Consider the following 24121-nt stretch of genomic DNA (forward strand, 5'->3'; position numbering starts at 1 on the left):
TAGTTACATATAATTTGTTGATATTTGTAATATTATATATAATTATAATAATTTTTATTATTATAGTCAACATTCGTTTCGTTACTTGATGGATTAAGAAGTGTTGGGAATAATAAAATAGAGAGCACTAAGCTAATTTTTTACCGAAAAAACTGTAAGTTATTTACAAAAACGATGAAATTATCTATTTGGTGTTATACAGAGGATATAAATAAGGTATAATAAAGAAAAATAATAATAGCCAGAATTGGAACGTATTTCGATATAAGGGGAATGAAGAGGAGAAAATATGGGAAAACAGACGGTAACACTTAAGGATGTAGCAGAAAGAGCAGGTATGTCTGTCACACAAGTATCTAGAGCGCTTAATGGTTATAATGATGTTAGCGCAAGTACAAAAGAACGTATTAAAGCGTTAGCTGATGAAATGGGATATATAAAAAATGTGGCAGCTCAAAAATTGGCAACTCAGTGTTCTAATCAAATTGCGCTTGTTATTAAAGGTATGGAGAATGACAATAAATATAATACATACAGCGCAGTTTATTCTGTAATAAGAGGTATTGAAGCTTATACATCCAAGATTAATTATGATTTAACTATTTATACAATACGTGAAAAAATGCAATCTTATGTAGCTTATTTTAATGCAAAGGGAATTACGAGTGCTATTTTAATTGGATTTGAATACAATGACCCCTACTTATCCGAATTGTTAGAGTCACCTATACCTTGTGTATGTATTGATATTCCTACTACGGCAGGAAATAATGGGTGTATTATCGTTAATAATTCTTACTATGCAAGTGAAGCGGTGGAGCTACTTATAAAGGCAGGTAAAAAGAAAATTGCAATGATCACCGGTAAAGAAAATGCCATAGTAAGTATGGAAAGAGAAACTGGTTATAAAATTGCACTCGCTAAACACCAAATAGATTGGAATACTGAATTTATTTTAAAGGGAAATTTTGAGCGAGAAACTGCTAGAGAATGTACTAAGGAGATATTAAAGAAATATCCAGACATAGATGGATTTTTTTGTGCCAGTGATTATATGGCAATTGGGTGCATGGAAGGTATAAGAGAAATGGGAAAAAGTATTCCTGAGGATATAGGAGTTGTAGGATTTGACGATATTCCGGTGTCTGAGTATTTGATGCCTAGTTTAAGCACGGTTGCTCAAAATAGTTACGAAAAGGGATATGCAGCAGCTACACTTATTCATGAAATCATAAGAAAAGAAAATACACCAAGGATTATTACTTTGGAATGTGAATTGAAAATAAGAGATTCAGTGTAAAGAAATAAACCAAATTTCTAATAAGATATTGTTTGTGTGGACATAATTGAAGCATAAACAATATTTTTTTGTGTATATTTTTTGTAAAATATGTAACAAAAAATAAAGTAATTGACAAAAGTTTTGTCTAATGTATAATAAGAGTATAAAACCAAATCGATTCGGTAAATCTAACAACAAGAGGACACAACTATGAAAATGACAAAAAAAGCAATGAGTTTAATGTTAGCAGCAACTATGCTAGGCTCAGTTGTAACTGGGTGCTCTAGCTCAAAAGGAGATACTTCAACACCATCAACTGAAGGCACAGGTGTAAATAATGGTGAAAAAGTAGAGTTAACCATCGGAATAAGTGCGGATCCTGTTGAGGTTGATTTAGTAACGCAACAAGCCGAAGCTTATATGGAAAAAAATCCAAATGTTAAATTGGTAGTAGAGCCGATCGCAGGTGATATTTGGGAAGTGCTTAAAACTAGAATGGTATCTAATGCGGAGCCAGATATTTTCTATATGGACATTTTCCAAGCGGCGCAGTTTATTGATGCAGGTAAATTAGCATCTTTAGATGATCTTTTCACAGCAGAAGAATTAGCTGACTTCGAACCTGCTTTAGTAAATGGTTTTAAAGGACAAGATGGTGTGCTTTATGGTATCCCAAAAGATTTCTCCACATTAGCACTATACTATAACAAAAAAATGTTTGAGGAAGCTGGTATTACACCACCTACAACATGGGAAGAGCTTGAAAGTGCAGCTAAAGCACTTACAAAAGACGGTGTAGTAGGCCTTTCACTACAAAACGGAATCGATCGTGTACAACCATTCTTCTATAGTAATGGTGGTTCTATGTTAGAAGATGGTAAACCAACACTTAATAATCCTAAAAACATTGAAGCTTATGAATTCTGGTTATCATTACTTAAAAATGGCTATGCTCAAACACCTCAACAACTTGGTGTAGGTTGGGATGGAGATGCTTTTGCGGGTGAACATGTAGCTATGACTGTAGAAGGAACTTGGATGATAGCTAACTTACAAGAGATTGCACCTGATTTAGAATATGGTGTTGTACCAGTTCCACAAAAAGAACAACCAGCTTCTATGCAGTTTACAGTAGCTTACTCTATGTCTAAATCAACTAAAAACCCAGATGTAGCAAAAGATGTAATCAAATTCTTAACATCAGAAGAACAACAAAAATTAATCACAGATGCTGGTAGAGCTATGCCTTCTAGAAAATCATCATTAGAAGCGTTTGTACAAGCTTGGCCAGACCGTAAAGTGTTCGCAGAAGCTGCACCAGTAGCTAGTGAATTTAACTACGGTGTTATTTCTTCAACAGTTGTAGCAGAAGCAGCTAAAGCCATGGAAAAACTGCTTTTAGATTCATCAATTACTGTTAAAGAAGCTTTTGATGAAGCACAAGCAAACATTGATAAAGCACTATCTAATCAATAAAACATTGATATTTAAATAAAAAGCAGACTTTCTTATTAAATTTTTGATAAGAGAGTCTGCTTTTTTGTGTAGATTTGGAAATAACGAAAAACTTAGCCGAGAGTTTGGACGCGAGTAGTACAAGGAGAAAAAGTGAAATGGTGATGTTTTACAGTTTAAAATGCATAAAAATATACAAAACTAAATTGACAAAGTGCAGATATATTGTATAATAAAACTATAAAGCTACCAAAACGTTTCGGTAGAAAAATACGACAAAAATAAGATATTTACCAAAAAACGAATTGTTTACATACCTGTAGGCCATCGTTATAAAACTAGAAAGGGTGGAAAGCGTGAAAAACCTTACTCACAGAAAGACACAAGAAAATATTGCAGGCTTAGTACTTGTTGCTCCTATTGTACTGCTTATGCTTGTATTCGTAATTGGACCAGCTATATACTCTATGTTTTTAAGCTTCCAAAATTACAATATGCTTAAACCAGACCAAGCAACATGGACATGGTTTGAAAACTATAAAGAGGTTATTAAAGACCCAGCATTTCATCAGGCGCTTTACAATACATTTAAATACTCTATTGTCGTTGTGCCAGTTCAAACGATTTTATCTTTATTATTAGCAATGGTTGCTAATCAAAAGATTAAAGGAAAAACTTTCTTTAGAGTAGCGTATTACGTGCCAGCTGTTACTTCAGCTGTAGCAGCAGCTTCCATTTTTATGTTTCTTTTCAATACAAAAGGGATTGCTAACCAGTTCCTAGGACTATTTGGTTTTGAAGCAGTAAGTTGGTTTAATGATCCGAAGTTTGCCTTGCCACTTGCTATGATTATGGCGATTTGGTCAACAGTAGGTTCTCAGATGCTTATCTTCTTAGCAGGGCTCCAAGATATTCCAGAGGAAGTTTATGAAGCAGCAGACATGGACGGCGCAGGCCCATGGACAAGATTTATACAAATTACAGTACCTATGCTGAGTTCTAAAACGATGTTCGTACTTGTAGTAGGTATGATAGGAACGCTCCAAATGTTTGACCAAGCATTTATTATCTCTGGTGGAGTAGGTGGACCACTTGGTTCAACAACAACAGTTGTATTATACCTTTACAATAAAGCATTTGGTGAAAATAGATTAGGGTATGGTTCAGCAGTAGCAATGCTTCTTTTCGTCATCATCCTAACCCTTACTTTAATACAAAAATACTTTTTTGAAGACCGTGAAAAAAGACAAGAGAATAGAGGTGGAAGATAATGCGTAAGAGCACACCTAAAATGGCTAAAATATTATTTTATGTGATCGCAATAAGCTATGCACTCATTGCAATATTCCCTTATATATGGGGGGCTTATACAGCCCTTAGACCTACAAGTCAGGCCTATAAATTGACTTTTGATTTTGCTGATTTAAGTCTTAATGCATTCAAATCACTTTTCCAAAAAAATGACATTGGTAAATGGTATTTAAACAGTATATTGGTAGCTACTTGCGTTACCTTTTTAGGAGTAGCAACAAGCACAATGGCGGGATATGCCCTTGCGCGTCTTGAATTCTTTGGTAAAAAGATATTATTCATTGCTGTCGTTGGTGTAATGATGATACCAGCTCAAATCACAATGATTCCTCAATATATGCTTTTAAATGAGTTAAACCTAGTAAATAACTATGTGGGTCTTATTTTACCATTCATCTTTAATGCTTTTAATATCTTTATGATGAGACAATTCTTCTTATCTTTCCCAGCTAGTTTAGAAGAAGCGGCTGAGATTGATGGAATGGGAAGAATTAAGATTTTCTTTAAAGTAGCATTACCGTTAGCAAAACCAGCGGTAACAACAATCACTATTATGAGTTTTATGGGAAGCTGGAACAACTTCTTAATGCCTAACTTATTAATTACTTCAAGAGATATGTATACGCTTCCAGTAGGTATGGCTTCATTAAATAGCCAATATTTCTCATATCCTAACCAGATAATGGCAGGGGCGATGTTGTTATCTATACCAATGATTATCTTTTTCTTAGTATTCCAAAGACACTTCATCCAAGGAATTACGACTTCAGGAATTAAATAGGAGAATGTCCATGATTGATAAAATAATTAAAACACAAGATTTACATGATGATTATGTTGTTTCTTCAAATAAAATCTATATCATTGGTTCACAAGATGGTACCTTTAGAAAATTAGGTTTTCATGTGCCAGGAGAGATGGGAGGTATTATCGCCCAGCCTATAAAAATGGCAGATGGCTATAGTTTAGAAGTAGATGGAAAACAGCTAATAGGAAAAAAATACACTTTTGATAATGGGGATAGCGTATTTAGTTATGAAGAAGCTTTTGGTACATTAGAACGTCGTGAAATGGCTGTGCCGAATGAAAAAGCAGTCGTTATTAAACTCTCTCCTAATTTTAAAGAAGCAAAGACACTAATAGTGACTATGGACTTTCATATTATGGGGTGTTGGACAGCTGAAGATTGTGGGCATATCAATGATGCCACAATCTTAGCTAGTGCTAATGAGAAACAAGTGATTGCAAAAAGTGAGACTCATCCTAATTATGTAGGTCTTTTCTCAAACTTATGTTTTGAGCAGGCTTTCCGGACTGAGGGGGATCATTTATTAGCTACCTTAACTTTTGAAAACATCACTAATGAAGAAATTCAGTTTCTTTTGATTTCTAATAATGAAAGTGAAGAAGCTTTAGTCGCAAAACATCGAGAATTACTTAGTCAGCTTAATGGTTTACTTGAAAATAAAAAAGAAAAGTTAAATCAAATGTTTGGTAAGTCAGAGCTTAAAACAAATGATAAAGCTTTTGATACTGCTTTTAATGGTCTTAAAATCAACTACGATATGCTCATTCAAAATATAGAAGGCATTGGAGAAGGCTATACAGCAGGTTTTCCTGATTATCCTTGGTTCTTTGGATGTGATACTACTTATGGCATTAATGGGACGTTAGCGGTAGGACAACACAAAATGACACTTCAAAGTCTAAGACTTCTTAAGCAGATCTCTTATGAATGTAATGAAGGTAACGGACGCATAATGCACGAGATATCACCTTTTGGCTACGTTTATAACAAAGGTAATCTTCAAGAAACACCGCAGTTCATTACAGCTGTTTATGAAGCTTATATTTGGACAGGAGATAGAGTTTTCTTAGAGGAAATGTATGATTTCTGTAAGAAAGGTATGGAATGGGTAGAGAGTAAAGCTGCTGATGGCATTATTTGTCCAAAGGGTGCAGGTATTATTGAAATAAATGGTGTAGATGGACGCCTTATTGATATTGCTATATGGACCTATAAGGCTTATGAAACCCTTGAAAAAATGGCTACAATCTTTGGCGAAGAAGATTTAGCTACAAGTTATAAACAAAAAGCAGAAGCCCAGGCAAAAGAGATTGTAGAAAAATTCTATAGTAAGGAAGAAGGATTCTTTGCAGATATTATTTGCACAAAAGATGAGATTATGGCAAGCAAGGATCTTCTCATTAACTCTGTTAAGAATACAAAAACACAACATGAAGCTTTAAAAGTTTATTTTGATAAGCTACTTGAAAAAGAGTGTGAGCAAGATGAATTAATTCCTGTAGTACTTAAAAATTGGATTACAGTATTGCCTTACACAGAGCATTTCTTAACAGAAGAAATGTTAGAAGAAGGTTTAGAGGAAATGAAAAAACCAAACTTCTATAATGCATCAGGTATGAAACTTGGTTGTATGTGTGATGACGCAAATGATCCTTCTGATGATTTATATAGTATTAACAAATCTATGTCTATTAATACGGGTTATATGGCTGAAGTATTTGCTAGAAATAAAGATGCCAATAGAGGGTATGCATTACTGAAAAAGTTAACGGATTGTGCCGCATTAGGAATGCCAACTGCTATTAGTGAAATCTTGCCAAATGATAATCAGGGATGCTTTATGCAGTTCTGGTCAGGCTATGGTATTCACCATGTATTTGTAAGATATATCTTAGGAATTGAAGTAGATGCACCAAATAAGAACATTACTATTAAACCTAACTTACCAGAGTCACTTACAGACATTACACTTAATAACTTGCTTGTAGGAGAATGTCATTACAACATTACTTATAAAGTAAGAGAAGGCAAAGTAACTGTGCGCGTAGAGAAAGACAGAGCAGATTATACATTCGAGATACAATAAGGAAATGGAGAAAAGCCATGATACTATACAACAAAGGAACTGGAGAGTATCAAAACTTTCTTATAACAGAAGACTGTTTTGATGAATACAACTTAGGTAAGACAGAAACAATCATGTGCCAAGGGAATGGTTACATGTGCATTAGAGGGGCTGCGGAAGAAAATTATCCTAAAAAGACAGCAAACACTTTTATTGCAGGTACTTTTAATAAAGGGCCAGGGTATGAACCAACAGAACTTCCTAATACAGCAGATACCTTTTCTATGGAAATCATTATTGACGGTAAAAGATTCTTTTTAACAGAAGATAATGTCATAGATTATGATAAAACACTTAATCTTAAAACTGGTGAATTAACAAGAACGTTTAAATATCAAACAAAAGATAACCTCATTAGTTTTGAGTTTACACGCTTTGTATCAGCAGATAATTTACATTTAGCAGCGCAAAGAGTGAAAATAACACCACTTAATAAAGATGCTCAAATCGTCATTATCTCTGGTATTGATAGCAAGACTACTAACTCAGGTGAAGCACATTTTATTGATGATACAAGAAGATTTTTTGAGAAACGTTTTATCTTTACGAAACTAACAACGACTCAGTCAAAGATTGATTTCTTTATTAATGCAGCGCACCGTATTTTTTTAGACGACGTAGAAGATCATACTTTACCACAGCCTTTGATGAACAGAAGAGAAGCTTTCCAAAAATATAGCTTTGATATTTCAGTAGGAAGTACCCTAACAATAGAGAAGTATATTACATACTACACTTCCATTGATAATAAAAATGTAGCCTGCGAAGATAATGAAAAAAGTTATCTGATCTTAAAAGACATCATGGGAGAGGGCTATGAAGCACTTCTTAAAGAAAGTATTGCGGCATTAGATACGAAGCTTTGGTCTAGAGATGCTATTACGATTCGTTCTAAAAATGAATTTGACCAATTAGCCATTAATTATGCGATGTATCATCTATTTGCTATGACACCAGCTCATGACCCACGTATGAATATAGGTGCAAAAGGTTTATCAGGTGAAGGCTATAAAGGACATGCTTTCTGGGATACAGAAGTATTCCTTTTACCAAGATACATTGTACAAAACCCAGAAGTGGCTAAGAGTCTTATTGAATATCGTTATCATGGCTTAGAAGGGGCAAGGAAAAAAGCTAAGGAAAATGGCTTTGAAGGCGCTATGTTCCCTTGGGAAGCAGCTAATCCAGAAGATGGAGAAGTAACACCTATTTATGGTGGTATGGACGTTTATACAGGAGAAAGAGAACGTATTAAAACAGGCTTTATTGAAATTCATATCACAAGTGATGTTGCCTTTGGTGTGTATAGTTACTTCAACTTTACAGGTGACCAAGAGTTTATGGATAACTATGGTTATGAAATCCTCCTTGAAACAGCAAGTTTCTGGAGTTCAAGACTTGAAACTTCTAAGGAAGATGATTTACTTCATATCACTAATGTTATAGGGCCAGATGAGTACACAGAGCACATAGATGATAATGCGTATACCAACTATCTTGCTAAATGGAATATGGATTATGCAGTAAAATGCTATAACGACATTAAAGCTAATAGACCAGAAGTGTATGCGCGCCTTGCTAAAAAAATAGGATTAACAGATGAGATGATGGCAACTATTGCGGAGCGTGCAAGCAAAGTGTATATTCCAGTACCAGGTGAAGATTTAATTATTGATCAAGATACGACTTATAGAGCACTTGAAGAAATTGATCTTACTAAATATAGAAATAATGTAATGGGTATCTTAAAAGACTACAACTTAGATCAAATTAGTAAATTTAAGGTATCTAAACAAGCAGATATTATGGTACTTTTCTTACTCTTTGGTGAGAACTGGAGTAATGAAATAAAAGCAGCTAACTTCAACTATTATGAACCTTATTGTTTACATGATTCATCTTTAAGTTTTAGCACTCACTGCATACTTGCAAATGATATTGGTAACACAACCTATAGCTATGAGTTATTTAAAAAAGCAACCACTATAGACCTGGGGCAAGATATGAAAGCCTGTGATGCTGGTGTTCATGCTGCATCTTATGGCGGTATTTGGCAGTGCGTCATTAATGGATTTGCCGGGCTTAGAATGATTGGAACGGACCTTCATTTTAACCCAAGACTGCCAGAAGAAATCCAAGGTATTACCTTTAACATGATTTATAAAGGTCAGACTTTAAAAGCTAAGATAGAAAAAGAAGAAATCACCCTTACAAACCTAGGTGAAGAAACGGTAACTGTGTTTGTAAAAGGTGAAGAAGTGACATTACAAAACGGACTAAACATAACTAGATAAGGGTGACAAGATGAGCAATAAATACGATTTAGCGATATTTGACTTAGATGGTGTAATTGTAGATACAGCAAAATATCATTACTTAGCATGGAAAAGACTAGGTAAAGAATTAGGCATAGATTTTACTGAAGAACAAAATGAAGACTTTAAAGGTGTAAGCCGTATGGCGTGTATGGATATCATGTGTAAGCTTGCTGGTAAAGAAGACATGAGCCAGGAAGAACGTGAGAGATTAGCGAACCTTAAAAATGAATGGTACGTAGAATCTATAGGAGAACTTGATGAAAGTGAATTATTAAGCGGAGCGAAAGACTTACTTGTAGCCCTTAAAGAAAACGGGATTAAAGTAGCACTTGGTTCAGCAAGTAAAAATGCACTTCCAATATTAGAACGTACAGGAATCGTTAAATACTTTGATACCATCGTAGATGGTAATCATGTAACTAAAGCAAAACCAGACCCAGAAGTCTTTGTACTTGGTGCACAAAGATTAGGGGTTGAGCCAAGCAAATGTGTTGTTTTTGAAGACTCAGTAGCTGGTATAGAAGCAGCGCATATTGCGGGCATGGGATGCATTGGGATTGGTAGTGCAGAGAATTTACCAAATGCAAAGACAGTTGTAGCAGGGCTTGATCAAGTTACAATAGACACTTTTAAATAGAAGTAATGGGGTGTAACAAAATGACTAAAGCATGGATTGTAGAAGAGAATCAAATTGACCAAGTGAGCTTACTTAAAAATGAAAGTCTTTTTAATGTGGCAAATGGTTATATAGGGATTAGAGGGAACTTTGAAGAAGGGTATCCTGCTGATAAGGTAAGTATACGAGGCAACTATATCAATGCGTTTTATGAAGAAGCAACTATTACTTACGGTGAAAAAGCTTTTGGCTTTCCTGAAACCTTACAAAAAATTGTTAATGTCATGGATGGGCAGACAGTATTTGTAACCGTTGGGGAAGAAAGAGTTAATCTATTTGAAGGTGAGCTTAAAGACCTAAAACGTTTTGTGAATCTAAAAGAAGGTTATTACACAAGACAAATCCACTGGGTTTCTCCAAAGGGTAAAGAAGTTAAAATAGACATTACACGTCTAGCTTCTTTTACAACCCTTGAGTTATTTGCTATTCATTACCATATAGAAAAAATCAACTTTGATGAAGAGGTCATTATTGAGTCTGTTATAGATGGAAACGTAGAAAACTATACAAACCCTAATGACCCAAGGGTAGGCGCTTCGCATGCTCAGCTTTTAAACATTGTAAAAGTAGCAGAGGAAAATCAGGTTTTACAAGTGGTAGGTGAAACGAAGGTTTCTAAGTTACAAGTAGCCCTTACTACAGCTCATAGAACAAACTGTGAAGCAGGCATCGAAGTCAATGTGGCTGAGAAATCCATTGCGGCAAGATATACTTTTGATAAAGGCAATGCTGTCATTGAATTTACTAAGTATAATGTATATACCGATACAAGAAGGCATACAGATCCTGTAGCAGAAGGTATATGTTTAATTAAACAAGTAAGTGAGCAAGGCTTTGAGACTATTAAAGAAGCTCAAAAAGCTTATTTAGAGACTTTCTGGGAAGTAGCAGATATTGAAATTTTAGGAGATGAGGCGCTTCAACAAGGCTTACGATTTAATATTTATCAGTTATTACAAGGTGTAGGAAAAGACCAAGTGAGTAATATTGGAGCAAAAGGTTTAAGTGGAGAAGGATATGAGGGACATTATTTCTGGGATACAGAAATCTATGTCATGCCTTTCTTTACACTATGTAATCCAGAGATTGCAAAACAACTGTTAAGATATCGTTATCATATTCTAGATGAAGCCAGAGCTAGAGCTAAAGAACTTGGTCACCGTAAAGGAGCAGCTTATGCTTGGAGAACGATTACAGGGAAAGAATGCTCAGCTTACTTCCCAGCAGGCACCGCACAGTACCATATTAATGGTGATATTGCTTATACTTATATTCAGTATTATTTAGCAACAGGAGATCAGGCGTTTATTAAAGACTTTGGCCTAGAAGTTATTTGTGAAACAGCAAGAATCTGGTTAGAAATTGGACATTTCCAAAATGGTCTATTCAGAATAGATGCCGTAACAGGTCCAGATGAATACACAGCTATTGTAAATAATAACTACTATACCAATCAATTAGCTAAGTATAATTTAAGTACAGTTGGTAAATGGGTTAAAGAATTAGAAGAAACAGACCCAGAGGCATTAAAGGCAATCTGTGAAAAAATCAGCTTAACACAAGAAGAACTAGATGGCTTTGAAAGAGCCAGTGAAAATATGTACTTGCCTTATGATGAAGAAAGAGGTATTTGTGCCCAAGATGATAGTTTCTTATCAAAAGCTGTGTGGGATTTTGAAAACACACCAAAAGAAAACTATCCGTTATTACTTCACTATCACCCACTTACTATTTACCGCTATCAAGTACTTAAGCAAGCAGATGTGGTGTTGTCACACTTCTTATTAGAAGACGATGTAGATTTAGAGGCTATTAAAAAGTCTTATGACTACTATGAAAAAATTACAACCCATGACTCTTCTTTATCTTGTGCGATTTATAGTATTGTTGCTTCTAAAATAGGTTATGAAGATAAAGCTTATAAATACTTCATTGAAACAGCTAGATTAGACCTTGATAATACCCACAATAATACTAAAGATGGTGTGCATATTGCTAACATGGGGGGGACTTGGATGGCTATCGTCTATGGTTTTGCAGGCCTTAGAATTAAAAAAGACCATATTAGTTTAGAACCTAAACTGCCAGCTAAGTGGGATGGCTTAAGCTTCACCTTCCTTCACAAAGGAGCTAAGATTAAGGTGAAGGTGCAAAAAGATAAGACAATTTTAGAGGTGTTTACTACTCAAAGTATTCAAATTAAAGTTAAAGATGTTATGTATTTAGTAGAGGAAGATACTGTTCTGGAGATATAGAAAAAGTAAGGTCATATTAGAATATCAAATAAATAAAATTAACTCAAAAGAGCTATCCAAAGACTAATTGTTTTTGGATAGTTCTTTTAGATTAGGGCCAAACTGGATATTTTCGGGTCGTTAGAAGTTAAAGAATAACTGAGTGATGATTTAGTAAAAAATAGTTAAAATATATTAAAAATATTGATAATTATTTTTATCTATAGTACTTTATATATAAAGTACTATAGATAAAAAGGAGAAAGATTGTGTTATCAAAACCAGGGATGCTGCTTTTAGGCATGATTAATGAATCATCTAAAGGAGCTTATGAAATAACAAAAATGTTAGAAATGATGCAAGTAAAATGGTGGTTTAATATATCTGATTCTACAGTATATAGCACCATTAAGGTCTTAGAAAGGAAGAGATATATTACTGGTAGCACAGAGAAAAATGGGAATATGCCAGAAAGAACAGTGTACACTATATCATCAAAAGGAAAAGAGATTCTAGAGACTTCCATCCATGGGGCTTTTCTTAATATGGATTATGATACGACGACATTCTCAATAGCGGCAAGCTATTTAAGTATTTTACCTAAAAATGAGATAATAGAGTTGCTAAATAAAAGATTACAAATGTTAGATGAATATAAAAGGGGGATACAAGAAAATATTAGTCAATTGAGGCAATCCAATCTTTCACCACTAATAATAGATAATATTGAACGTATGAAAGATATAGTAGAAGCTGAAATAGTCAGCGCTAATAGAATGCTTTTAAGTATAAAGGAAGGTGACTAGGATGACTATCAATAAAATGACACAGTTTGTAATAACACTTGTTTTATTAGACTGCCTAGTAATACCTTTTATATTAGGTGCATTTTATCCTAAGTATAGTCATATGAAGATGGTACTTAGTGTACTGGGTGCAAAGAAGTCTCCTGTAAGACTGGTTTATAACTTTTGGATGGCTTGTTTGGGGATAGGATTTATCATTATTGGCTTTAAATTGTTTGCAAGCTACAAAAGCACATGGTACATCCCTAGTATGTTATTACTAATGGTTACAATTAGCTATGCCATATTGGATTGCTTGGTATCAAGTATATTTTCGGTAGGAGATTCAAAAGAGATGCTAACCCTTGCTGAAAAACTACATGGTTATGGATCAGCTATAGGGTGTACATTGTTTGTTCTAGGAGGTTTATTCGCCACTATGTTATTATGGAAAAATCATCCTTTAGCTGCTAGGTGGTTACTTATTTGTTGGTTAATGGCTATTTTAACATTTGGATTATTTGTAACTGGAGATGATGTGGCACAAACAGCCAGTGGATTTAAGAAATTATTAATCTATAACGGATTCTGGCAAAGGATTTCTTTTTTATTAATGTATATACCCCATATAGTTTTAAGCTTATTAAAAGAATAGAGGAACCAATTATGAGGGGTAATAGAAATGGGAGGGAAACACCGTAAGGTAGTTGTTCTCTCTCATTTTTACGTTATGCCCAAGAATGCTCAGTATTAGGTTGATACGGTATTGAAACAGCCAGAGTAGAATTTGTGATAGTAATTTATAAAATAATAAATATGTGTAAACTATATGCTATAATAAACTTAATTATTGAACATACCCCAATTATTGAGAAGTGAGCAGGGTGTTTTTGAAGCCTTGGTTATTGATATGAGAGATTTTTGTGTAAGAGCAATTTTGTAAATGATCTGTAAATAAATTAATGAAAGTGACGCAGGAGGTACGGATGGAAGGTATCATCGAACGAATGATAAGCAATGTCAAGAAAGTAATTATAGGGAAAGATGATATCATTGAACAAATGATGATTTGTCTTTTAAGCGAAGGACATATTTTATTAGAGGGCGCACCAGGCCTTGGGAAAACTAAGCTGGCTATAGCTTTATCCCGTAGTGTAGAAGGTAGCTTTAAGAGGGTGCAATTTACACCAGATGTGCTTCCGTCAGATGTAACAGGTTTTTGCCTTTATAACAAAGAAACTGGAGAGCTAGAATATAAAGAAGGGGCGGCTTTATGTAATTTCTTATTAGCTGATGAGATTAATAGAGCTTCGCCAAGAGTGCAGTCAAGCTTACTTGAAGCCATGGAGGAAAGACAAGTGACCGTAGAAGGTGTTACAAGGGAACTACCTAGTCCCTTTATGGTTATTGCCACTCAAAATACTATTGAAAGTCAAGGTACATATCCACTTCCAGAAGCTCAAATGGACCGTTTCTTTATGAAGCTTCATCTAGAATATCCTTCTAGAGGAGAGTGGGAGGAAATATTAGAGCAATCAGAAGGGGTGGAACCACTTAAAGCTTTAAAGCAAGTGGTTAGCCTGGGAGAGTTAGAGGCTACCAAGAAAAAACTAAGGGAAGTTGTAGTAAGTAAGGAAGTTAAAGCTTATCTATTAGATTTAGCAGAAGCTATTAGTCATCATGAAATGGTAGAAGTGGGCATAAGTCCCAGAGGAACTATTGCTTTATTAAAAGCGACAAGAGGTGCAGCTATGGTAGGGGGACGCTCCTATGCTACACCGGATGATGTGCAACAAGTATTAAAGGCTGTTGTTGGGCATCGATTAGTGTTAAAAACTCAAGCTCAGTGGAAAAGTACACAAATTAGCGATATTTTAAAAGAGGTACTTGAGCAGATAACACCACCTGTTTTCCATGTTTAAGAAGTTCAAATTACCCCAAGATGATACGACTAACGTCCCCTTTATCTTAATCGTATTAGTGTCTGGGGTACTAGCTTATACAAAGCCTGATCATATCACCATAGACCTTTTTTGTTTACTTCTTATTAGCATCGTACTCGATACATTTCATTTCTTCTTGGTTAGTAAAAAGATAGAGATGGTTATAGAACCTGTTCCTAGCAAAGTTCAAAAGGCGCAGCAGCTAGAAGTTATTATTAAGGTAAAAAATAATAGCTTTTGGCCTACGCCTTATTTACATATTTTTCCTCGAGATGGATATAGACTAAGTCTTAAGGAAAAACAAAATTACTGCCTTTTTCTTGGAAGTGGATCTGTTAAAGAGCTGGCTTTAGTTTATGAAGCACAGCTAAGTGGTAAACAAACAGTGGGTTTTGAAGATGTATTTTTAAAAGATTACTTAGGTCTGTATCGAAGAACTATAACTTTACCTGATAACCCGAAAATAAAGGTATTACCAGAAGTTAGGGAAGGGTTAGAAGTAGATGAATTTTTAGGTGCAGGCACAGAAATAGGATATAGTAGAGGAAGCCAGAATCGTGCTAAGCTAGGCGGAGAAGGAGAAGTAGCAGAGGATCTTACAGCTTATAAAGAAGGCGATTCACCAAAGCTCCTGCACTGGAAAATCTTTGCACAGAAGAATCAGCTTTTAGTGAGACAAAGAGAAACAGGAAAGCAAGATGGAGAAAGTGTACTCCTCATTTTAAGCCCAATAGGGAGTCATATTGAGGAAGAAAAGCTACGCTATGAATTACAAGATAGAAGCTTAACAGCTAGTTTATCTTTAAGTTATCAATTAGTAGCCAAGGGGCATCAAGTAGCTTTTATGTATTATCAAAAAGGAAATTGGATTAAGGCTTCTTTAAAGTATGCCAGGGAAATTCAATACCTAAGAGAAAAGTTAGCCAGCTATGAGCAACTGGAATCTTCAAAGGATAGGACTTATAGAGGGGCTTTAAGAGCCTTTCTAAAGGGAATAGAGAAGGAGCAAGGTCTGAAAATAGTAGTTGCCCAAGATATAGACCAAGCAGTGCTTTATTATTTGGATGCATGGCGTAAGAAGCCGGAGGATATTAAATTGCTTTGTGTTGGAAAAGCCATTAATAAAACCAGCACCGTAGACATAGAAGCCTGGCAAGTAACAAAGGATTATGAGCTGAAGAAGCTATAGAAAGGAGGATAAAGATGGGTAAACCTACAACAACTAAGTTTATAGGTACAAGCTTAGTAAGTATATTACTAGTTTTAAGTATGAGTTTATACGGGGGTTTTCATTTGCTTATTGGATTGACTCTCTTAGTGTTAATACAAGGCTTACTTATTAGTCTTTGTAAAAAGCTATTAGCTATAGCTCAGCTAGATAGCGAGCAGAAAAGCTACATTTTTCCTCTTTTTCAGATCGTCACCGTTTGCTTATTTACTATAGCTATCTATTTAATGAGTCAGGCTGCTTATACGGAGAAGATTAGTTATTTATATTGGCTTTCTCATCTTTTTGATAAGAATCTATCTATTATAGAGTTTGAAGTAGCTACCTATATCTTTGTTAACTATTTTTTTGTGACTGTTGTGTTATACGGAAAACCTCTTAGTAAGATGCTTGGTGATAAAATAGATCGTTGGTTACCACCAAGTTGGATTCTAATCTTTTCTATTATATTAATTGTGTATACAAGAGAAGGGTTTAACCATTTTACAAGAATTAGTAGTCTGATGATAGGTTCAGGAGTTCTTATTCTAGTGCTATTTATGAGAAAAGCAGAAGGGAAAATGCACCACACGCGCTATATATTTGAGCCAGGACATTATTTCATTACCTTTACCATAATGGTTTTAGTGCTCTGGGGATTAGGAACAAATATGCCCAAAGTACAAGAGTTGCCGGGGACTAGATGGCTAAAGAACTTAAGAAGTAACTTTGGAACACAAGCAAATTTAGATAATAATTTGCCAGCTAGCTCTGAGCTTACTAAGGATTTAGTTTTATCGGATGTTATTTTATTTGAAGTGGATGCCAGTGAACCTATTTACCTTAGAGAAGTAGCTTATAAAAAATATATTAATAATGCTTGGGAGCTTGAAGTAGGAGATAGTTCCTATGAAAGCTACATTGAGTTTAGGCCGGCATATATAGAGGCAGAATACAGTCAGACTGCTACTATTTTAAATGAAATGGCATGGCTTAGGACTCAAAAGCCGGAGCTTTTTTCAGAGTATAAGCAAATTCTAAATAGAGAAAGCTCCATTACTATGAAAAAGCGATATACCATTAATCAAAACCCTATTAATAAAGTCAATTATTTTACCATTAATGGTTTTACTGGCATTCAGGATAGCTTAGCTTCTAGAATCTATTATTATGGTAATCTAGAAAATATTTATTTTCATAGTGACCGCCTCGTTGAGCCTACTTGGTATCAAGTCAGCTATTACGATCGTACGCCAAAGCAAGGAAGTAGAGAATATGCTTTTTTAAAGGGCTTAAGTCATAATCGTTTTATTAACCTATACAAAGAATTACAAGCTTACAGAGAAGATGGCCTCTATAACATAGAACTTATTCCAAAGCTTCTTAGAACCTATACGCCCCTAGTACAGTATCAAAAAGTACAACAAAGCTATTTACAGATACCAGAAGAGATAGAATATCCAATTTACGAGTTAACCAAAGAAGTTATTAAAGGAGAAGTATCTGACTGGGGACAAGCTGAAGCCATTTGTAACTATTTAAAAGAGAATTATATTTATAATCTTCAAAGTAAACCAGCCCAACAAGGCGACGATGTTTATGACTTTCTTTTTAATCAAAAGCAAGGCGTTTGTCAAGAGTTTGCAAGTAGTATGGTACTCATGTGCCGATCTGTAGGCTTGCCGACAAGGTATGTAACTGGGTATTTAGTTACAGAAAAGAAGCCCGGAACAACCAATACCTATGTGGTCAGAGAAAAGGATGCCCATGCTTTTGCAGAAGTTTATATTCCGGCCTATGGTTGGATGTTATTTGACCCTACTCCCCCAATCGTACAGGAGAACCTAGAGCCTGAGAAAACCAAACAAATGATAGCAGCGGATTATATGCAGCTAGGTCTAGGAAGTTTAATTTTTGTTCTTTGTATTTTCTTAAGCTTTAAGTTTGTTCACGGAGTAAAGACTATCTATTGGCTCCTGCTACTGCATTTAAAACCTACTAAGTGGGGAATAGAAAGCTTAATGAGAAGGACCTTATTTCTCCTAGAAAAGAAGGGCTATCCAAAGGAGGAAAAGGAAACTATTAGCCAGTACCAAAAACGTATGGCAGATGAAGGTTTTTCTATAGAGTTAGTAGTAAGTTTGTTTGAAAAAAGTACCTTTGGCCATCAACCTCCTAGTCGTGAGGAGCTTAAGCTAGCGGTTAAAGCCTATAGAGGTCTTGGGAAAAAATCAAAGTCTATTTAGAAAAAAGTGCTAGAAATAGCTTGGACCGAATACATTAAAGTAAGTAGTATATTACTTTGATGGGAGGTTCTTATGAATAGAAAAGAGGCTTTTAGAAGATGGCTACAAAATGAGACGGTAGCAAAAACAGGAAAATCTATTCCGGCAAAGACGATTGAGAGCTATATTAAAGGGGTAAGTCACCTGTCAGATGCTATGTATGAGAATGGTGTTATTGATAAGAGGCTTTATAGTATGAATCAAAGCGGTGAGTTAGAAGGTGCTATTTCAGCGATTAAAAAGAGTCATGTGTATATTAATATGAACAATGAAAGCGGGAATGTTTTACATAAGGCACTTAACCAATATGTGAAGTTTTGCAGTAATCAATAAGAAAGTGGGGCATGGAGCTAATTAAGTTAGTCTCATGCCCCACTTTTATTATATAGGTGATAAAAATTAACGCTTATGCTATAAATACAAGACAGTATGTTATATAATGATGTTATTCTGAGTTGAATTTCAAATATTCAGTTTTAAAGTAAAGCATAGTAGATTGCTAAGAAGAAAAAGAGACTGATAGAATTTATTATGAATAGAGAGATAAGGGTGCAACATAAAAGAGAGTATTATGGGGGGATTGGATGTTTCAAAAGAAAAGTGACATGGTTATGCAAGAGGAACAGTTAAGGGTGGAGGAAAAAAAGCCAGAACTAGTAGAAATAGCAGAAGAACTCCATCAAACAAAGGAGAGCGTTGTTGCTAGAATTAAACAAGGAAGAAGGTCTTGGTGCAAGGAGGCTTGCCTTTTTTCAAGTATAGCACTTGTGTTAAGCATGGGTGCAAGTGGTATATTAGCCATGTATTTAAAAAATTTAGGGATTATTCAGCGCATCCTAAGTTGGTTTGAAAAATCTGGCGCTGATGATAAGATGAGAGAAACTATAGCAAATCCTATGCTAATGGCGTATAGCATGTTGTATGGTGGAGAAAATCAGGTTTATTTTGTTTTTAATAAGATGGATGAATACCGTTTTACAGTCATGTTACCTCTTTTCTTTATAGGAATAACTATTTTTCTGCTATGGCTTTCGGAGAAGCTTCGTTATGCCATTACTAAAAGAACCAGAGATATGTATAGTAATATTGCCATAGCGATGATCAATGGGCTAGTAGTGACAGGTGTTGCTTTTTTGCTTAGTAAGCAGTTAACCATAAGAGGAGAAGGAATTACTGGTCTTATGCAGGATTCTAGATTGAATTTATTATATGAACAGTATGTGGCATCTGCAATTAGACCTTCTTTAAAAATAATTTCTACTGTAGACCTTTTAAGGTTATGGGGAATGAGTTTTACTTTGACGCTCTTTACACTAACCTTTTTCGCAAGGAAGCAGCTGGTATTTAAAAAATACGACCAAATAGTGCCTACTTTAATTTATATAGCAAGAATGATCTTTATAGCGGTAGTGATTTTAGCCTTAGTGATTTCAGGAAAGATTGTATTTAGTGGTGCTTATATGCCCATGAGTTTTACGCAGCTACATCTTTTCTTAGAGACTTTTTGTTTTTTGATGGGAATGCTGTTATGTGCTTTATTAACGGGTCATGTATCGTTTATAGATTATTTGGTAGATGCCAATAGCTTGCTGGAGCTAAAGATGGAGCTTTTTACAATGGAGGCATGGTTTAAGAAAAATGTCTCTTATTTAGATAATCCAATAGGGAGTTATTTTCTTGTGCTGATGCTTTTAGTTTTAGGCGTTATTCTTCTAAGTAGCTTTAGGCATTGGAGAGGGCGAGGTGTTCGTTTTAATCAAGGTTTTGCAGAAACACTTGTAGTGGCCACCATTTTAAGTTTAAGTGCAGGGCTATTTTCAAGGCTTGGAGCATTCTCCTTTAGTTTAGATTGTGATACGACTAACAGAAGTGTAAATTTCAATCACTTAGTAGCTGACATAGGCGCTACAAATTTCTGGGAAGTAGCAACCAAGGTATTTACTGTAACCTTCTTGCTTTTTTTACTGGGATGGGCACTTAATCAATTATTACCAAAGCTAGTAGATACCTTAGGTAAAATTCCAGAAGCGAGATGGAATTATTTTGTGTGGATAAGCCTGATTATCATAGTAGCACTCGTTATTGTACTTACCATTAACCCTGAAGCTGTTAATGAGATTAGTAAAATGTTTAGTGATGCTATCTGGAAATCGCAGCTTAATATTTTATTAAGGTTAGAAGAAGTATTTAAATAGGATGAAGACGGCTTTAAAGCAATACATATAGGGATTCAGTAAGGATTAAAAAAATGTAAGAAAGATTAAAAAAACATAAGAGAGATTAAAAAGAAATAAAAATGACGCACTAAGGGATATAAATGGTTTATTATACAATAGTATAAAGAGTTAAGGGTTATATTAAGGAGGAGTTTCTTATGAAGATACTACTGACGACAGATGCTTTTGCACCTATTGTGAATGGGGTAGTAACATCAGTAATGACATTATATACTCAGTTAAAGTTAAGGGGACATGATGTGAGAATCTTAGCATTAGCACATGAGGGCTGTTCTAGGCAAGAGGGCGATGTTTATATGATTCGTTCTTTTAGTGTCAATATCTATCCTGATGCAAGGGCAACTGTAAATTATAAGAGTAGAATGGTGAGTGAAATTATCAAGTGGGGACCAGATATTATTCACTCTCAAACAGAATTTTGTTCCTTTTTATTTGCTAGAAAGATAGCAAAGAAATTAGATATTCCAATTATCCATACTTATCATACGTTATATCAAGATTATACAAGTTATTTTACTAAACATGAAAACTTAGGTAAAAAAGCAGTTATTATTTTTTCAAGACGTATATTAAAGACAGTAGACACAGTTGTTGTGCCTACCAATAAAACCAAAGGAATATTAGAAGCCTATCATATTGAACCACCCATAGAGGTTATTCCAAATGGTATTGATTTTACTAGATTTATGAAAACACTTACTCAGGAAGAAAAACATGCTCTCAAAGAAACTTTAAACATACCACTGGGTCATAAGGTCATAGTAACTGTGGGTAGAGTAGGTAAAGAAAAAAATCTAGATGAAGTCATGCTAAATATGAAAGCATTAATAGAACAAAGAAAAAATATATCTTTGGTGATTGTAGGGAATGGTCCATACAGGCTAGAGTTAGAAAAGATGGCAGAGCAACTAGGGATTCAAGACTCAGTTGTATTTGCAGGTATGATTGATCAAATGGAAATCTATAAATACTACAAACTAGGTGATATTTTTGTAAGTGGTTCTACTAGTGAAACACAAGGTCTTACTTATATTGAAGCTTTAATCAATGAAGTGCCTATTGTTTGTAGAAAAGATGATTGCTTAAAGGCACTCCTAAAAGAAGGCTATAATGGGTATACTTATGAGACTAGTGAGGAATTCATCCATATTATCAATGATTTATTGGATCATCCAGATAAATATAATGAAATAAAAGCACATACGGCTGAAAGTGTGAAAGCTTATAGTAGTGAGATCTTTGGTAAAAAGATTGAAGCACTATATGAAAAAGTAATAGCTAATAAAGAGCAAGGTTATGTAGAGCAACATGATGATAACCATACAGCAATTGTAAGCTAGTATAAATAGAAAATAGTGACGTAAAAGAGGAGTTTGCGGTGTATGAGAAATGGGCAGCTCCTCTTTTCTTTTTACGATTCATCATTCTAGGTTTGTCTCAGTGGAGTAGTATGGCTTTTATATTTAAATATAAAAGAATCCCTTTTGTAGTAATGATAAGTATAATAAGAATAAATGTATTAAACGCCTTTTAATAGTGGCTAAATAGTGAGGTATTTTTTATAATGAAATAAGAATAATGACAAAGAGAAAATAGGAGGAGGGACGATTCTTGACATTACAACAGTTAAAATATGCAGTGGCCATAGCCGATAAAGGCTCTATTAATGAAGCGGCTAAATATTTATTTATTTCACAGCCCAGCTTATCTAATGCCATTAAAGATTTAGAGAAGGAAATTAAAATCACAATTTTTACTAGAACCAATAGAGGTATTCAAATTTCTTCTGAAGGAGCAGAATTCTTAGGCTATGCTAGACAAGTTCTTCAGCAATCGGAACTATTAGAACAAAAGTATTTAAGTGGAATGCCAGCGAAGCAGCGCTTTTCAGTATCTACTCATCATTACCTTTTTGCAGCCAATGCCTTTGTAGACTTAATCAAGGAATTTGGAGGTGAGGAGTATGAATTCACCTTTAGAGAAACCAAGACGTATGAAGTTATTGATGATGTAAAAAATCTTAGAAGTGAGATTGGACTTATTTATTTGTCAGATTTCAATGCGCCAGTCATTGGAAAGCTTTTAAAGGAAAGTAACTTAGTTTTTACCGAACTTTTTACAGCAAGACCTCATGTGTTTTTATATAAGCATCATCCGCTAGCTCAAAATAAAACGATTACTCTAGAGGAATTAGAAGATTATCCTTGTGTATCCTTTGAACAAGGTGATCAAAACTCTTTTTACTTTTCAGAAGAGGTATTAAGCACTCGAAGTGTAAAAAAAAGCATTAAAGTAAGCGACCGAGCAGCAGTAGTTAATATGATGATAGGTGTTAATGCTTATACCTTTTCAACAGGGGTATTCCCTGAATATCTTCATGGGGAAGATATTGTATCTATTCCCTTGGAAGCAGATGAGAAAATCTGCGTAGGAACGATTATACATAAGGATACAACCCTCACTCATTTGGGTGAGATTTACCTAGAAGCATTAAAGAGAATTGCTGAGAACTTAAAAAATAAAGTGGGGTGAAATCTAGGTAGATACTACCTAAATTTACATGAGCTTGATAGCCGCTAGGCGGAAACGAGAGGAGAGGGCTCTCTCCTCTCATTTCTTATAAGCATTATTGACCTTATAAACGTTCAAGACCCTAAATGAGGAGTGTAGAAGAGGCATAATATTTTCGAACTCCTTAGCGCCTCTACTTTATGCCGTTATTTTTCTAAAATCCCATCAACTTCTTAACATGGTTACAATTTTCTTTAGATGTAAGTAGCTCTAAAAGGGTAAAAGCTACATCAAAAGCAGTTGAGGGATTATAAGAAGTAATTATATTTTTATCTATAACAATAGGCTCATCACCAAGAACATTTGCACCAAAGTCAGCGAGTTGTTTTTGTCTTTGGCCATTTCCTAAATGATAGGTTGTGGCATTTCTACCCGCTAGTACGCCGCTTTTTCCAATAGGAAGTGCACCAACGCAAATGGAAGCTATTATTTTTCCTGCTTTGTCAAATTCTCTGATTAAATTTAAAAAATCCTCACTAAAAGCATCTTCATAAAATCCCGCTTCTTCAAACCCCCCAGGTATTGCAAGTGCATGGAATTCATCAATGTTCACTTCACTGATAGATATTTCTGGAATCACAGTGAAGTTAAAGGTACATTTTAATTTTTCTCTTATGCCAACAGTGACTAAATCTGTGCTGCCATCCCCTTCTAACTTATTCCAACCTATAACATCAGTAAAAACGCTTGCTTCTACAGCTTCAAAACCATTGGCAAGAAGCAATAAAACTTTTTTCATATACAGCAACTCCTTTGATTAGTTATATTGAATACCAAATGATTTTTAATTATAGAACAAAGTATTTGATAAATAAAATTGAAATAAATGAAGTAAATAATCGAAATCTATGATACTGTGATACTATATATTCAAAGTATAAAGG

The 24121-nt window shown here is 34.7% G+C and carries 18 protein-coding genes; 17 read left to right on the forward strand and 1 reads right to left on the reverse strand.

Annotated elements, in window-relative coordinates:
• The first annotated feature begins 289 nt into the window (after positions 1-289).
• The 17 genes from EKH84_RS03855 (at position 290) to EKH84_RS03935 (ending at position 23198) form a co-directional block, all read left to right on the forward strand.
• Complete coding sequence (locus tag EKH84_RS03855) at positions 290-1300, forward strand: LacI family DNA-binding transcriptional regulator (RefSeq protein ID WP_127065206.1); 1011 nt, start codon at positions 290-292, stop codon at positions 1298-1300.
• Positions 1301-1492: 192 nt separating this feature from the next.
• Positions 1493-2758, forward strand: coding sequence for an ABC transporter substrate-binding protein (locus tag EKH84_RS03860; protein ID WP_127065207.1), 1266 nt, complete (start codon positions 1493-1495; stop codon positions 2756-2758).
• 335 nt (positions 2759-3093) lie between these two features.
• Positions 3094-4008 carry a carbohydrate ABC transporter permease gene (locus EKH84_RS03865; RefSeq protein ID WP_243118637.1) on the forward strand — a complete coding sequence of 305 codons (915 nt, stop codon included), beginning with the start codon at positions 3094-3096 and terminating at the stop codon, positions 4006-4008.
• The gene (locus tag EKH84_RS03870) at positions 4008-4829 is read left to right on the forward strand and encodes a carbohydrate ABC transporter permease (protein WP_127065208.1); all 822 of its coding nucleotides are present in this window, start codon (positions 4008-4010) and stop codon (positions 4827-4829) included. Before EKH84_RS03865 ends, EKH84_RS03870 begins: the two co-directional genes overlap by 1 nt.
• A gap of 10 nt (positions 4830-4839) precedes the next feature.
• Positions 4840-6942, forward strand: a complete 2103-nt coding sequence (locus EKH84_RS03875; RefSeq protein ID WP_127065209.1) for a hypothetical protein — start codon at positions 4840-4842, stop codon at positions 6940-6942.
• Between the two features lie 17 nt (positions 6943-6959).
• Positions 6960-9275: a glycoside hydrolase family 65 protein gene (locus tag EKH84_RS03880; protein WP_127065210.1), complete on the forward strand. Its 2316-nt coding sequence runs from the start codon at positions 6960-6962 to the stop codon at positions 9273-9275.
• Between the two features lie 10 nt (positions 9276-9285).
• Complete coding sequence (gene pgmB / locus EKH84_RS03885; RefSeq protein ID WP_127065211.1) at positions 9286-9936, forward strand: beta-phosphoglucomutase; 651 nt, start codon at positions 9286-9288, stop codon at positions 9934-9936.
• Positions 9937-9956: 20 nt separating this feature from the next.
• The gene (locus EKH84_RS03890) at positions 9957-12230 is read left to right on the forward strand and encodes a glycoside hydrolase family 65 protein (RefSeq protein WP_127065212.1); all 2274 of its coding nucleotides are present in this window, start codon (positions 9957-9959) and stop codon (positions 12228-12230) included.
• 248 nt (positions 12231-12478) lie between these two features.
• Positions 12479-13015 carry a PadR family transcriptional regulator gene (locus EKH84_RS03895; RefSeq protein WP_127065213.1) on the forward strand — a complete coding sequence of 179 codons (537 nt, stop codon included), beginning with the start codon at positions 12479-12481 and terminating at the stop codon, positions 13013-13015.
• Position 13016: 1 nt separating this feature from the next.
• Positions 13017-13649 (forward strand): DUF998 domain-containing protein, encoded by a 633-nt coding sequence (locus EKH84_RS03900; RefSeq protein ID WP_127065214.1) that lies wholly within the window; start codon positions 13017-13019, stop codon positions 13647-13649.
• A 331-nt stretch (positions 13650-13980) separates the two neighbouring features.
• A complete protein-coding gene (locus EKH84_RS03905) occupies positions 13981-14916 on the forward strand; it encodes an AAA family ATPase (protein ID WP_127065215.1) in 936 nt (311 codons plus the stop codon).
• Complete coding sequence (locus EKH84_RS03910; RefSeq protein ID WP_127065216.1) at positions 14909-16126, forward strand: DUF58 domain-containing protein; 1218 nt, start codon at positions 14909-14911, stop codon at positions 16124-16126. Before EKH84_RS03905 ends, EKH84_RS03910 begins: the two co-directional genes overlap by 8 nt.
• A 14-nt stretch (positions 16127-16140) precedes the next feature.
• Positions 16141-18390, forward strand: a complete 2250-nt coding sequence (locus EKH84_RS03915) for a DUF4129 domain-containing transglutaminase family protein (RefSeq protein WP_127065217.1) — start codon at positions 16141-16143, stop codon at positions 18388-18390.
• A gap of 72 nt (positions 18391-18462) precedes the next feature.
• The gene (locus EKH84_RS03920) at positions 18463-18762 is read left to right on the forward strand and encodes a hypothetical protein (protein ID WP_127065218.1); all 300 of its coding nucleotides are present in this window, start codon (positions 18463-18465) and stop codon (positions 18760-18762) included.
• Between the two features lie 251 nt (positions 18763-19013).
• Positions 19014-20624 (forward strand): hypothetical protein, encoded by a 1611-nt coding sequence (locus tag EKH84_RS03925; RefSeq protein ID WP_127065219.1) that lies wholly within the window; start codon positions 19014-19016, stop codon positions 20622-20624.
• A 179-nt stretch (positions 20625-20803) separates the two neighbouring features.
• Complete coding sequence (locus tag EKH84_RS03930; protein ID WP_127065220.1) at positions 20804-22006, forward strand: glycosyltransferase; 1203 nt, start codon at positions 20804-20806, stop codon at positions 22004-22006.
• Between the two features lie 271 nt (positions 22007-22277).
• Complete coding sequence (locus EKH84_RS03935) at positions 22278-23198, forward strand: LysR family transcriptional regulator (protein WP_127065221.1); 921 nt, start codon at positions 22278-22280, stop codon at positions 23196-23198.
• 193 nt (positions 23199-23391) lie between these two features.
• Here EKH84_RS03935 and EKH84_RS03940 read toward each other — a convergent pair whose 3' ends face one another.
• Positions 23392-23976: a DJ-1/PfpI family protein gene (locus EKH84_RS03940; RefSeq protein WP_127065222.1), complete on the reverse strand. Its 585-nt coding sequence runs from the start codon at positions 23974-23976 to the stop codon at positions 23392-23394.
• Positions 23977-24121 lie beyond the last annotated feature (145 nt).

Source organism: Cellulosilyticum sp. WCF-2, from assembly GCF_003990395.1.
GTDB classification, from domain to species: Bacteria; Bacillota; Clostridia; order Lachnospirales; family Cellulosilyticaceae; genus Cellulosilyticum; species Cellulosilyticum lentocellum.